Raw genomic sequence first — 12,364 nt, forward strand, 5'->3', positions numbered from 1 at the left:
TTTAATGTGCCTCCAGCCAGTTCTTCCCTTCACCGCAGTCGGCGATCAGGGGGACTTGGAGCTGGATGGCGTTTTCCATTTCTTCCAGAACGATCTGACGTACTTTTTCCTGCTCGTCTTGGCAGACGTTAAAGTTGAGTTCGTCGTGTACCTGAAGGATCATTTTGCTTTTCAGACCTTCTTCTTCGAAACGGTTGTAGATGCGTACCATCGCTACCTTGATGATGTCGGCGGCGCTACCCTGGATAGGGGCGTTGATCGCATTTCGTTCGGCATAACCGCGTACGATGGCGTTGTGCGAATTGATGTCCGGCAGGTAACGTTTGCGTTTGAATATCGTTTCGACATAGCCTTTTTCTTTTGCGATGCGGATACTCTCGTCCATGTAATCGCGGATACCCGGATAGCTTTTGAAATAACCTTCTATAAGCTCTTTGGATTCTGCCCGGGGAATGTTCAGCCGTTCGGCAAGTCCGAATATGGAGATGCCGTAGATGATCCCGAAATTGGCCGTTTTTGCCTTGCGGCGCATGTCGCCGGTCACTTCCTCTACCGGGATGCCATATATCTTGGCGGCGGTTGCGGAGTGGATATCGGCACCGCTGCGGAAGGCTTCGATCATGTGCTCGTCCCGGCTCAGATGGGCCATGATGCGGAGTTCGATCTGCGAGTAATCCGCCGAGAAGAAGGTGCAATCTTCGTTGTCGGGGATGAATGCTTTACGGATCTCACGTCCCAGTTCGTCGCGGATAGGGATATTCTGAAGATTCGGATTCGTCGAACTCAGGCGGCCGGTAGCCGTGACAGTCTGGTTGAACGAGGTATGGATCTTGCCTGTTTCCGGACTGATCAGTTCGGGAAGGGCATCTATATAGGTACTCAACAGTTTTTTCAGTCCGCGATATTCCAGCAGCTTGCCTACCACCGGGTGTTTGGAACGCATTTTTTCCAGAATATCTTCGCTCGTACTGTAACTGCCTGTTTTTGTCTTTTTGGCTTTCTCTTCGATCTTGAGATGTTCGAAAAGGACTTCGCCCACCTGTTTGCTGGAATTGATATTGAATTTGACGCCTGCCAGTTCGTAAATCTCTTTTTCCAGGTTGTTGAGTGCGGCGGTCAGTTCTTCCGATGACTGCTTCAACGCAACCGTGTCGAGCTTGACGCCTGTCGCCTCCATTTCTACCAATACATATATTAAAGGCATTTCGATGTCGAAGAAGAGCGACTCGATGCCGGCTTTCTTCAATTCGGGGGCAAAGAAGTTTTTGAGCTTCAGGGTGACGTCGGCATCTTCGGCGGCGTACTCGGCGATCTGGGCGAGAGGGACGTCGCGCATGCAAAGCTGGTTTTTCCCTTTCGGACCGATCAGCTGCGAGATGGGGACGGGTTTATATTTGAGATATGTTTCCGCCAGGTAATCCATCCCGTGACGAAGTTCCGGGTTCAGCAGGTAGTGGGCGATCATCGTGTCGAATAACGGACCGGCCACGCGGACTCCGTACTTGCGGAGAACGATAATATCGAATTTGATGTTTTGTCCGATTTTCTGTGATTTGCGATTTTGGAGGGCAGGGGAGAAGTGGGTAACAATTTTCACTGCTTCTTCCTTGTCGGCCGGAACCGGGACGTACCAGGCTTCGTTTTCCTTCACCGCGAACGACATTCCAACCAATCCGGCAGTAAGCGGGTCAATGCCGTCTGTTTCCGTGTCAAAAGCGAAAAAATCCTGATCTGCTAAAAAACGGCCTAATTTAGCCATTTCTTCTTCAGTATCAACGGTTTTATATACATGAAGAGTCGTTTTTAAGCTCGCGAGAGTCGAATATTTTGGAACACTCGGCTCTTCGGGCGCAAATAAGTCAAAGAGATTGCCTTGAACAGGGCCTTTTGCTGCCACCTTCTGCGGGGCGGGGGCGGACTTTTTCTCTTCGCCTGTCATTTTGTTAATAAATGTTCTGAATTCTAGTTCCGTGTAAATCTCGGTCAGACGGGTTTCGTTCGGTTTTTCACGGACGCATTTCACGGCATTGAACTGGATGGGGACGTCCGTCTTGATCGTTGCCAGGAATTTGGAGAAACGGATTTGTTCGGCATTCTCCGTCACTCTCTTCTGGAGGGCACCTTTCAGCTTGTCGGTATTCTCCAACAGATTTTCGATCGAGCCGTATTCCTCGAGAAGTTTCTGTGCCGTCTTCTCTCCGACACCTGGGCAGCCGGGAATGTTATCGGAACTGTCACCCATCAGACCCAGCAGGTCGATCACCTGGTCGACCGAAGTCAGCGAGTATTTATTCAGGACTTCTTTGACGCCCATCACCTCGTAATCGCCTCCGAACTTGGGACGGTACATAAATATATGTTCGGATACCAGCTGGCCGTAGTCTTTGTCGGGTGTCATCATATAGACTTCGAATCCCTCTTTCTCGGCCTGCTTTGATACGGTGCCGATGACATCGTCTGCCTCAAAGCGGGGAACTTCCAGTATGGGAATATTGTATGCTTCTATAATATCCTTTATAATAGGAACGGATTGCCGGATCACTTCCGGGGTTTCTTCCCGCTGTGCCTTGTATAACTCGTAGGCTTCGTGACGGAAGGTCGGGCCTTTCGGGTCGAAAGCCACGGCGATATGTGTCGGGTTCTCGCGTTTCAGAACGTCTTCCAGACTGTTGATAAAACCGAAAATGGCAGAAGTGTTCATGCCTTTCGAGTTGATACGCGGATTTTTAAGAAATGCGTAGTACGACCGATAGATCAGTGCATACGCGTCTATGAGGAATAGCTTCATCTCTTTTAACACGTTTTAGGGTGACAATAGACGGTAAATGTACGAAAAAACTCGCTTACTCAATACTTTTTGTTACTTTTGCGAATCTTTGGATAGATTATGAATGATAGAAAGAAAATAGAACAACCGGTTGCGGAAGAGTTTAAACGCTTTAACGATGAGTTTGCGGATTCACTTCGTAGTGAGACGCATAGGTTGCAATCAGCTATCGACCAGCTCTTGCATGCCAGTGGCAAACATGTCCGCCCGTTACTGGTACTTCTCACAGCAAAAGCTTGTGGAAAAGTAACCGACCATACGATCAATTCGGCCGTTTTCCTTGAATTGTTGCATACGGCTACCCTGATACATGATGATGTTATCGACGAGACGAAGCAGCGTAGGGGAGTTCCTTCGCTGAATGCTATTTTCGATAACCGCATTTCGGTGCTGGTAGGTGATTATGTCCTTTCCACCGCATTGATCCGTTCTATCCAAACAGGCAATTTGCAAATCATAAATATCGTATCCAACCTCGGACGTGACCTGTCGGAGGGAGAAATCAAACAGCTCGAAACGGCCGAAGAGAGTATCCTCGACGAGGCTTGCTATATGCAGGTGATAAAGAAGAAGACGGCTACGCTGCTTTCTTCCTGCACGGAGATCGGGGCTATTTCGGCGGATGCTCCGCAGGAACTGGTGCTTAAATGCCGTAAGTTCGGAGAGTATCTGGGGTATTGTTTCCAGATCAAGGATGATATTTTCGACTACTTCAAAGAAATGAATATCGGCAAACCGACCGGTAACGATATACGCGAGGGAAAGGTGACGCTGCCTTTGCTGCATGCACTTGAAAGTGGCAGGAGAGAAGAGGTGGAGTCTTTCTTGAAAGTGATTAATGAAAAGGATTTCTCATCTCGGAATATTGATGCTTTGATTGAGTTTGCCAAGGCGAACGGCGGTATTGAATATGCAGAAATGCGTATGAAGGAGTATCATGACAAAGCAGTGGAGGTGCTTATGCAGCTTCCGGAATCGGATGCCCGCGAAGGTTTGCTGGCGTTGGCCGATTATATTATGGAGCGGCAGAAATGATCATAAGATATTACAAAAGTTTCATTATGGCACACAGATGACACAGATTGGGCAGATTTACGCAGATATTAAATAATAAAAATCTGTGTTCATCTGCCCAATCTGTGTCATCTGCGTGCCATTTGTATGTTTGGCAACATCCCTTGATTTATTTCCCCAGGCGGTGCTCTATATCTTCTACCAGGCTGCTGGCGCCGATACGGAACAGTTCCTTGTTCAGCCACTCGTTGCCCAGTACTTCTTTAACGATCGTGTAATATTTGACAGCATCTTCTGCGGTGCGTACACCTCCCGATACTTTTATACCGATCTGCTTTCCTGTGATGGAATGGTACTTTTTGATCACTTTGCACATCGTATAGACAGCTTCCGGGGTTGCGCCGGGGTAACCCTTACCTGTGGATGTTTTGATGAAATCTGCGCCTGAATAAAGGGCTAAGATAGCAGCTTTCCGGATATTCTCTGGAGTGACCAGGGCACCGGTTTCGAGAATCACTTTCAGCTTGCTTTCGCGACAGCTTTCTTTGATCTCCTGTATCTCTTCGGTCAGTTCTTCATAGTTATCTTCCATGAAATAACCGAGGTTCATCACTACGTCTATCTCGTCGGCCCCCGTCATGACTGCCATGGCTGTTTCTGCAATCTTCACTTCGATGAATGTCTGTGAGGAGGGGAATCCGGCAGCTACTGAAGCGATCTTTACTTCCTGTGCCGTCAATGCCTGCTTGACTGTTTCCACGAATAGGGGATAGGTGCAGATGGCAGCGACATTCGGAACGTCGGGGCGGGTACCTTCGAAATCATTTACCCGGTCTACCAGTTTCCAGATACTTTCTTTTGTGTCGATGCTGGTCAGCGAAGTCAGGTCGATGCATCCGTGGATTTGCTTCAGGACTTCGGGGGTGAAGTTCTCTTTTTCGTGTTTTTCCAGGATGGATACGACGTGCTTTCCTACTATTTCTTCCGTTCCCGCCGGGTCGAATTTGGCGAACGCTTCATGGTATTTGTCCATGTGTTCGTGTTCATGATCATGGTCGTGACCGCAGCTGCAATTGTGTTCGTGTGCCATAAATTATAATTTATTGTTGTTTATATGTCGTTCTTTGTCCCGGCTGGTTTTCTTCTGCATATTCTTTTCGAATGCTGCAGTCAGGTCCACGCCGGTCTGGTTTGCCAGACAGATCAATACCCATAGCACATCGGCCATTTCATCGCCTAAATCGCGGTTTTTGTCGCTTTCTTTGAACGATTGTTCGCCGTAGGTGCGTGCCATGATCCGTGCCAGTTCGCCTACTTCTTCGGTCAGGATCGTCATATTGGTAAGCTCGTTGAAGTAGCGTACGCCATACGTCCTGATCCACTGGTCCACTTTCTCCTGGGCTTGTTGCAAGGTAATATCAGCCATCTTATTCTTTATTTTGCGAGTCGATCAGGATAGTGACCGGCCCGTCATTCAGTAACTCTATTTTCATATCTGCGCCAAATACTCCGGTGGCGACATTCTTGCCGATTTGTAATCCCATTTCGGCACAGAATGATTCATACATCGGGATGGCAAAGTCCGGCTTGGAGGCATGGATGTAGGAGGGGCGGTTTCCCTTCTTTGTAGAGGCATGTAAAGTGAATTGGCTAACCACCATTACCTCGCCGCCTGTTTCGATTACAGAACGGTTCATAACCCCGTTTTCATCGTCGAAAATGCGCAGGTTTGCAATCTTCTTGCACAACCATTCGATGTCCTCCTGTGTGTCGCGGTCCTCGATACCGACCAATACCAGCATCCCGTTTCCTATATTGGATTTGAGTTGTCCGTCGATTGTAACGGAGCAATGCTGTACACGCTGTATAACTGTTCTCATTTGTATGTTTACTTTAAACCATTTATTAATGCTTTTGTTTTAGCTTCCCCAATCAATTCCTTCAATTCATCGAAGCTGGCTTCCCGTATTCTTTTTACGCTCTTATAATGGCGCAAAAGTAATACTTTAGTCTTTTCTCCGATCCCATTGATGCTGTCCAGTTCGGAGCGGGTCTGGCTTTTGCTGCGCTTATCCTTGTGGAAAGTGATGGCAAAGCGGTGCACTTCGTCCTGTATCTGTGTAAAGAAACGGAACATCTGGCTTTGTATCTGCATACCGACCGTAACGGGAGGGAAGCCGAAAAGAAGTTCAGAGGTCCGGTGCTTTCCGTCTTTCGCCAGCCCGGCTATCGGTATGTCGAGATGGAGTTCGTCTTGTATGACTTCCCGGACGACTTCCATTTGCCCCTTTCCACCGTCGGTAAGGATCAGGTCGGGCAGGGGAGAACCTTCGTTTACGGCTCGCTGGTAACGGCGGCGTACCACCTCTTTCATGGATGCGTAATCATCGGGGCCGACCACTGTCTTGATAATGTATTTGCGGTAGTTTTTCTTCGATGGTTTCGCCATTTTGAAGACAACGCAGGCAGCCACGGCATCGCTTCCCTGTATGTTCGAGTTGTCGAAACATTCGATATGTATCGGTAATTTGGGCAGGTGCAAAGCGTCCTGTACTTCTTTCAGAATACGTGTGCTTCGTTGTTCCGGATTGAGTTTTTCCGCTTGCTTTAATCGGTCTACCTTAAATTGCTTTACATTCATTTCGGATAGTTCCAGCAACTTCTTTTTATCGCCACGCTGTGGAACCGTAAAGGTTACATTACCTAATTCCATTTCCATATCAAAAGGAACGATGATTTCGCGTGCCGTACTTTTAAAACGGTCGCGCATTTCTACGATACCCAGGCTGAGCAGTTCTTCTTTGGTTTCGTCCAGCCGTTTTTTGTATTCAAAAGTATAAGCCTGTACGATCGCCCCGTTTCCAATATGCATGAAATTGATATAAGCCGACTTCTCATTCTCTGCAAAAGAGAATACATCTATATTATGAAGCATAGGCGTAACTACTGTCGATTTTGCCCGGTAGTTTTCTATTACTTCGTATTTCTCTTTTATTTTTTGAGCTTCTTCAAACTTCAGTTCTCCGGCCAAAACCTGCATTTCTTCGTAGAGGTGTTTGCTGATTTGGGAGATATTTCCGCGAAGGATTTCCTTTATTTCGGAAATGTTTTGCTGGTATTCTTCCATAGATTGCAAACCTACACAAGGCCCTTTGCAACGTTTGATATGGTATTCCAGGCAGACCTCGTATTTCCCCGCTGCGATAGATTCCGGTGTCAATGGGTATTTGCAGGTACGTAACGGGTAAAGTTCCTTCAGCATTTGAAGCATGACTTTGGCAGTGTATACGGACGGGTAGGGACCGTAATACTGTGAGCCGTCCTTTACTATATTCCGGGTCTGGAATATGCGGGGAAAGTATTCGTTCTTTACGGTAATGGAAGGATACGTTTTGTCATCCTTCAGCAGGACGTTATACCGGGGACGATACTGTTTGATCAGATTGTTCTCGAGCAGCAAGGCATCCTCTTCTGTATTGACAACAATGTATTTGATGTCGCGGATTTGCTTTACCAGTACACGTGTCTTATTGCTGTCGTGTTCCTTATTAAAATAGGAGGATACACGGCGCTTCAGGTTCTTTGCCTTACCTACATAAATGATCGTTCCCTTGTCGTCGAAGTACTGGTAGCAACCAGGCTTATCCGGCAAGATAGAAAGTATCATTTTTATATGTTTCTCCGTCTCTGAACTCATCTTGTTTAACTGTTTCTGTCCTATACCCAGTGTTTTAGCTTCTTTTACCTAAAGTAAATGTTTCACGTGGAACAATTCGCGTTTTATCTTCCGAGGAGCACCAGCAGGATATTTATATCGCTGGGGGAGATGCCTGGAATACGGCTTGCCTGCGCAATCGTATCCGGGTCGATCTTCGTGAGCTTTTGCCTTGCTTCGGTCGATAAAGACTGGATCGAATTGTAGTCGAATTTACCTTTGATGTGAATATTCTCCAAGCGGTTTATTTTCTCTGCGATGATCTGTTCGCGCCGGATATAACCGCTATACTTGATCAGGATTTCTGCTGCTTCGATAATCTCTTCTTTACGTGAAGCAGGAACCTTGTCTAACTCTGTGCGGAGTGCGGGGACGAGGGTGGCAACGCTCTCCAAAGTGAGTTGCGGACGAAGGATCAGGTCGATCAGTTTACAGCCGTGAGCGAGTGGGGTAGTGCCCAGCTTTTCCAATCCTTCATTTATGTATTGTGACTTTACGGAATAGTTTTCTGCAAAGTTGATAATAGCATCCCTGTGTTCTTTTTTCTCTGTCAGCAGGTCGTAGCGGTCTTGTTTAGCCAAACCTATTTTGTAGGCTTTTTCTGTCAGGCGCATATCGGCATCATCCTGACGGAGCAGGATGCGATATTCGGCACGGGAGGTAAACATACGGTAAGGTTCGTCTACGCCTTTCGTTACGAGGTCGTCAATAAGTACGCCGATATAGGCTTCATCGCGTCCTAAGATAAACGGTTCGCCTCCGTGGCAATTGATATGTGCGTTGATGCCGGCTATCAATCCTTGTCCGCCTGCCTCTTCGTAACCGGTTGTACCGTTAATTTGTCCGGCAAAGAACAGGTTACGGATTTGTTTTGTTTCCAGGTTATGATGTAATTGCGTCGGATCAAAGAAATCGTATTCGATTGCATATCCCGGGCGGTAAATCTGAATATCTCTGAATGCAGGGATTGCTTGCAGCGCACGCAACTGGATGTCTAATGGGAGAGAGGAGGAGAAGCCGTTCAGATAATACTCCTGTGTTGTTTCGCCTTCCGGTTCCAGGAACAGTTGATGCTGGGTTTTATCTGCAAATGTTACGATCTTTGTTTCGATGCTGGGACAATAGCGCGGGCCGATACTCTGAATTTGTCCGTTGTACAGGGGAGAGTCGGGGAGGCCTTCACGCAAAATATCATGACATGCTTCGTTTGTGAAAGTCGTCCAGCAGCTAAGTTGTTTTAACGGGCGCGGCTGAAAATCGAGATAAGAGAATTTATGAAAGTCGTTCTCTCCCGGTTGTTCGCCCATTTCATCGAAGTGTATGCTGCGACCGTCGATACGTACAGGTGTTCCGGTCTTCATCCGTTCCGATTTAATTCCCAGAGAAACCAGTTGTTCCGTGAGTCCCGTTGCTGCCGGTTCCGAGATGCGTCCACCACGTAATTGTGTACGTCCGATATGCATTAGGCCGTTCAGGAACGTTCCGTTTGTTAAGACTACGCTCTTTGCCCGGAATTCTACATTCATATTAGTTTTTACACCACAGACTGTATCTCCGTCCAGCATTATTTCGCGGACAGTATCCTGCCAGATATATAAGTTCGGAAGGTTCTCCAGTATTCCCCGCCAGCAATCAATAAAACGGGCACGGTCACTCTGGGCACGCGGGCTCCACATAGCCGGACCTTTACTCCGGTTCAACATGCGAAACTGAATCGCAGTGCGGTCTGTTACAATCCCCATATACCCTCCCAGCGCATCTATTTCACGGACGATCTGTCCCTTGGCGATACCGCCTACGGCCGGATTGCAACTCATCTGTGCAATCTTGTTCATGTCCATGGTGATAAGAAGCGTTTTTGAACCCAGGTTGGCGGCAGCTGCTGCGGCTTCACAGCCTGCATGGCCAGCACCTACCACGATCACATCGTAATTGAAAGTCATTGTCGTAATTCTCTTTGTTTCTTTTGCAAAGATAGTCATACTCCGCCTTTTAGCCACCATCCCAAAGGATATTTTGCTTATGCTTTGTTTCGTTAAAGGTTCTACGGATGCAGATCTGTTGGTGGCTTTATCCTAAATATATTTTTTATATGTTCCTATGCAGCTTTTAAATTCTATAGTTCATCATATATTAATATAAGTCTAAAAAGAATGTTATGAAAAAGTATTTGTTTTTATTGGGGCTGTTGATGCCAACCCTTTCGTTGTTTGCCCAGGAGGTTTCGATCGGAAAATCGTTGTTTTCTGTCCATGCAGGCCCCTCCTGGTATTTGGGAAAGATGATCGGGATTACTAACAACTCCGATGCTTATCGCAGTGATTTGCGGAACGGGGTTTCCTGGGGTGTTAACTACTATTATCTGGGGGATAAATATATCTTCGATTCATTTAAACTGTCTCCCGGTCTCATTTATCAGGGTGGACAGTATAAAAATAGTCATGATGAAGGCTCCGATAAAATTCTGATGAACTACATTGCGCCACAAATCGCCCTGTTCTACGTCAAGCAGAAGTTTAATTTATCTTTGTCGACGGGTTTGGGATGTCAGCTTTACAAAGATAAAAGTTTGGTGTACGATAAACCGCGGGATGTGTCGATGAACAAGCTTGCTTATAATTTATCCGCAGGCGGTGAATATCTCTTTTCCCAACATATAGGAATCTCTGCAAAGGTGAATTGGATTGTTACCTCTTCGGACAGTTATTCCGTCAAATACCATGGTCAGAAATGGCAGGTCGAGTCACCTGAATTGAATGGCGGTGGCGGCTGCTTTTCTCAATTATCGTTGTTGTTCGGTATGAATTTTCATTTTTAATTAGACACCATTATGAAACATATATTATTTATCTGTTTGCTTTTTTTCTGTATAGCTTGTGAAGAGAATAAATCGGTTGATCCTACTCTTATGCCTGAGGCTACTGCGACTGGTGCGAATACATTTGGTTGCCTGGTTGACGGTTGGGTATCTGTAAGCGGCCGCTGGGGTTTACCGGTTGCCGAATTTACCCAGCTGAAAGATAGTACCGGCATGACGATTTCGGCACAAATAGGTTTCGATTCTTACCTTCGCTTTTCAATACCCAATCCCAAACAGGGCGAAACGCTTCCTTACACGAATGTCTCTTTTGATAACCAAAAAATCGGAGATGGGAAAGTCCACATTACCCGGATGTCTGACGGAATATTCAGCGGAACTTTTGAGGGAGACCGTATTACAGAAGGACGCTTCGACCTGAAATATAAAGAGTGAACGGGAATCCAGGCCGCTACGACTTACAATTGCTTTAAAACTTCCATCACATAATTCCGTCGTTGGCGGGAAATGCTGATGGAAGAACCATCCTTCATGCGGATATATCCCCCATCGCTTTTAATGAAACTTTTTATTTCCTCCAGATTGATCAGATGTGATTGATGAATACGGAGGAAATTGTAAGGTGTCAGCAAGTCGTCAAATTCCTTTAATGTTTTTGATACGATCAGCTTCTCTCCCGATTTAAGATAAAAAGTGGTATAGTTGCTTTCCGATTCGCAACGGACGATAGAGCCGATTTCAACAAATTCAATTTTATCGGCGACTGACAGGGCTATTTTCTTTTGTTTATCCAGTGCCCGCTTGTTTTGCAGAAGGTTTTGCATCCGCTTGTTTTCCTGTTTTCGTAAGACGACCTGGACGGCTTTATCTACAGCATGTGTCAGTTCTTCCGGATCGATAGGCTTCAGTAAATAGTCGAGTGCGCTGAAGCGGATAGCCTGGATTGCATAGCTGTCGTAAGCCGTTACAAAGATCACTTCAAAAGGAATATCCGGCAGACTTTCCAGAAGGGAAAAACCGGTATCGTCGCCCAGCCGGATATCCAGAAAAAGGATATCCGGTTTAGCTTCGGGCAGGACGGTGCGGGCTTCCGTGACTGAACTGCAAATAGCCGAAATTTTGATTTGCGGACAATAGGTACCGAGCATGCGGAGCAGGTTTTCCCGGTTCCCCTGCTCGTCATCAACAATTGCTGCGGTTATTTTTGTCTCCATATTTTTGTTTTTATAGAGGAATGGATAATTGAACATGGCAACCGGAAACAGACTCTTTCTCCTGTCTGTTTTCGATCGTAATACCGATTTCCGTATTGTACAAAGTCTTTAATATTTCGAACTCATTGGTGACGGCACGGATACCGAAGCCACCATTTGCCTCTGTTTTCAATCCGGGACCATCGTCAGTGATATCGATTATCAACAACTGATCCTGCAAAGATAATCGAATTATGATTTCTCCCGTACCGCGCGGAGCGATTCCGTGTTTAACGGCGTTTTCAACGAAAGGTTGTATCAGCATTCCCGGTATTTCGATTGCATCCGGCTCGATATTCTGATCGACTGTCAACGAGTAAGAGAAAGGATAACGAAGTTGTTCGAGTTTCAGATATAGTTCCAGTTGCTCGATCTCATCCGAGAGAGGAACCAGTTTCTTTTCGGATGTAGCCAGAACTTTGCGCAGTAAACGTGAGAAATCGATCAGGTATTTGTTCGCCTCCTGGTTGGCCGAGCGATTGATCAGATTCTGTATCGAACTTAGCGCATTAAAGATGAAATGCGGGTTCATCTGGGAGCGGATGGCACGGAGTTCGAGTTCGCGGATATGACGGCGGTTACGCTCCTGCTTCTGTTTGTTTTTGTTTCGGAAATCATTACTGTCCCGTAAAAGTGGATAAATAGTTCTTTGAAATAATTGAAATATAGTCTATTAGATACTACTTTTTAGGCGCGACGATTTGAAATCATACCTTTGAGGTCAATTAAGGTGACCT

11 protein-coding genes are annotated in these 12,364 nt (G+C 46.4%); 3 read left to right on the forward strand and 8 right to left on the reverse strand.

Annotation, left to right across the window (positions count from 1 at the left end; genetic code table 11):
* Position 1: 1 nt before the first annotated feature.
* The gene (gene polA / locus NBH15_RS02735) at positions 2–2,788 is read right to left on the reverse strand and encodes a DNA polymerase I (RefSeq protein ID WP_250821930.1); all 2,787 of its coding nucleotides are present in this window, start codon (positions 2,786–2,788) and stop codon (positions 2–4) included.
* A gap of 99 nt (positions 2,789–2,887) precedes the next feature.
* Here polA and NBH15_RS02740 point away from each other — a divergent pair, with 99 nt between their 5' ends.
* On the forward strand, positions 2,888–3,862 hold the full coding sequence (locus tag NBH15_RS02740; protein WP_250821931.1) for a polyprenyl synthetase family protein: 975 nt from the start codon (positions 2,888–2,890) through the stop codon (positions 3,860–3,862).
* Positions 3,863–4,010: 148 nt separating this feature from the next.
* Here the strand turns inward: NBH15_RS02740 and deoC are convergent, their stop codons facing one another.
* From deoC to mnmG, 5 genes are all read right to left on the reverse strand, one after another.
* Complete coding sequence (gene deoC / locus NBH15_RS02745; protein WP_250821932.1) at positions 4,011–4,931, reverse strand: deoxyribose-phosphate aldolase; 921 nt, start codon at positions 4,929–4,931, stop codon at positions 4,011–4,013.
* 3 nt (positions 4,932–4,934) lie between these two features.
* A complete protein-coding gene (locus NBH15_RS02750) occupies positions 4,935–5,267 on the reverse strand; it encodes a nucleotide pyrophosphohydrolase (RefSeq protein WP_186957952.1) in 333 nt (110 codons plus the stop codon).
* A gap of 1 nt (position 5,268) precedes the next feature.
* A complete protein-coding gene (dtd, locus tag NBH15_RS02755; RefSeq protein WP_250821933.1) occupies positions 5,269–5,721 on the reverse strand; it encodes a D-aminoacyl-tRNA deacylase in 453 nt (150 codons plus the stop codon).
* An 8-nt stretch (positions 5,722–5,729) separates the two neighbouring features.
* The gene (uvrC, locus tag NBH15_RS02760; protein WP_250821934.1) at positions 5,730–7,538 is read right to left on the reverse strand and encodes an excinuclease ABC subunit UvrC; all 1,809 of its coding nucleotides are present in this window, start codon (positions 7,536–7,538) and stop codon (positions 5,730–5,732) included.
* Between the two features lie 83 nt (positions 7,539–7,621).
* A complete protein-coding gene (gene mnmG, locus NBH15_RS02765; protein WP_250821940.1) occupies positions 7,622–9,499 on the reverse strand; it encodes a tRNA uridine-5-carboxymethylaminomethyl(34) synthesis enzyme MnmG in 1,878 nt (625 codons plus the stop codon).
* A 215-nt stretch (positions 9,500–9,714) separates the two neighbouring features.
* Between mnmG and NBH15_RS02770 the strand changes: the two genes are divergently transcribed.
* Positions 9,715–10,374 (forward strand): hypothetical protein, encoded by a 660-nt coding sequence (locus NBH15_RS02770; protein ID WP_250821935.1) that lies wholly within the window; start codon positions 9,715–9,717, stop codon positions 10,372–10,374.
* Between the two features lie 12 nt (positions 10,375–10,386).
* A complete protein-coding gene (locus NBH15_RS02775; protein WP_128135436.1) occupies positions 10,387–10,809 on the forward strand; it encodes a Riean_0653 family protein in 423 nt (140 codons plus the stop codon).
* A 23-nt stretch (positions 10,810–10,832) separates the two neighbouring features.
* Here NBH15_RS02775 and NBH15_RS02780 read toward each other — a convergent pair whose 3' ends face one another.
* Together NBH15_RS02780 and NBH15_RS02785 are read right to left on the reverse strand one after the other, a co-directional pair.
* On the reverse strand, positions 10,833–11,588 hold the full coding sequence (locus NBH15_RS02780) for a LytR/AlgR family response regulator transcription factor (RefSeq protein WP_128135435.1): 756 nt from the start codon (positions 11,586–11,588) through the stop codon (positions 10,833–10,835).
* A gap of 10 nt (positions 11,589–11,598) precedes the next feature.
* Positions 11,599–12,294, reverse strand: coding sequence for a sensor histidine kinase (locus NBH15_RS02785; RefSeq protein WP_350472260.1), 696 nt, complete (start codon positions 12,292–12,294; stop codon positions 11,599–11,601).
* Positions 12,295–12,364: the final 70 nt, after the last annotated feature.

Origin of the sequence: Parabacteroides caeci (assembly GCF_023656795.1) — a bacterium.
Classification (GTDB): domain Bacteria; phylum Bacteroidota; class Bacteroidia; order Bacteroidales; family Tannerellaceae; genus Parabacteroides; species Parabacteroides segnis.

Excerpts from the sequence above, each read along its gene's own strand:
- dtd (WP_250821933.1), bottom strand. The coding sequence starts at position 5,721 with ATGAGAACAGTTATACAGCGTGTACAGCATTGCTCCGTTACAATCGAC.
- mnmG (WP_250821940.1), bottom strand. The coding sequence starts at position 9,499 with ATGACTTTCAATTACGATGTGATCGTGGTAGGTGCTGGCCATGCAGGC.
- polA (WP_250821930.1), bottom strand. The coding sequence starts at position 2,788 with ATGAAGCTATTCCTCATAGACGCGTATGCACTGATCTATCGGTCGTAC.
- NBH15_RS02770 (WP_250821935.1), top strand. The coding sequence starts at position 9,715 with ATGAAAAAGTATTTGTTTTTATTGGGGCTGTTGATGCCAACCCTTTCG.
- NBH15_RS02775 (WP_128135436.1), top strand. The coding sequence starts at position 10,387 with ATGAAACATATATTATTTATCTGTTTGCTTTTTTTCTGTATAGCTTGT.
- uvrC (WP_250821934.1), bottom strand. The coding sequence starts at position 7,538 with ATGAGTTCAGAGACGGAGAAACATATAAAAATGATACTTTCTATCTTG.
- NBH15_RS02750 (WP_186957952.1), bottom strand. The coding sequence starts at position 5,267 with ATGGCTGATATTACCTTGCAACAAGCCCAGGAGAAAGTGGACCAGTGG.
- NBH15_RS02780 (WP_128135435.1), bottom strand. The coding sequence starts at position 11,588 with ATGGAGACAAAAATAACCGCAGCAATTGTTGATGACGAGCAGGGGAAC.
- deoC (WP_250821932.1), bottom strand. The coding sequence starts at position 4,931 with ATGGCACACGAACACAATTGCAGCTGCGGTCACGACCATGATCATGAA.
- NBH15_RS02740 (WP_250821931.1), top strand. The coding sequence starts at position 2,888 with ATGAATGATAGAAAGAAAATAGAACAACCGGTTGCGGAAGAGTTTAAA.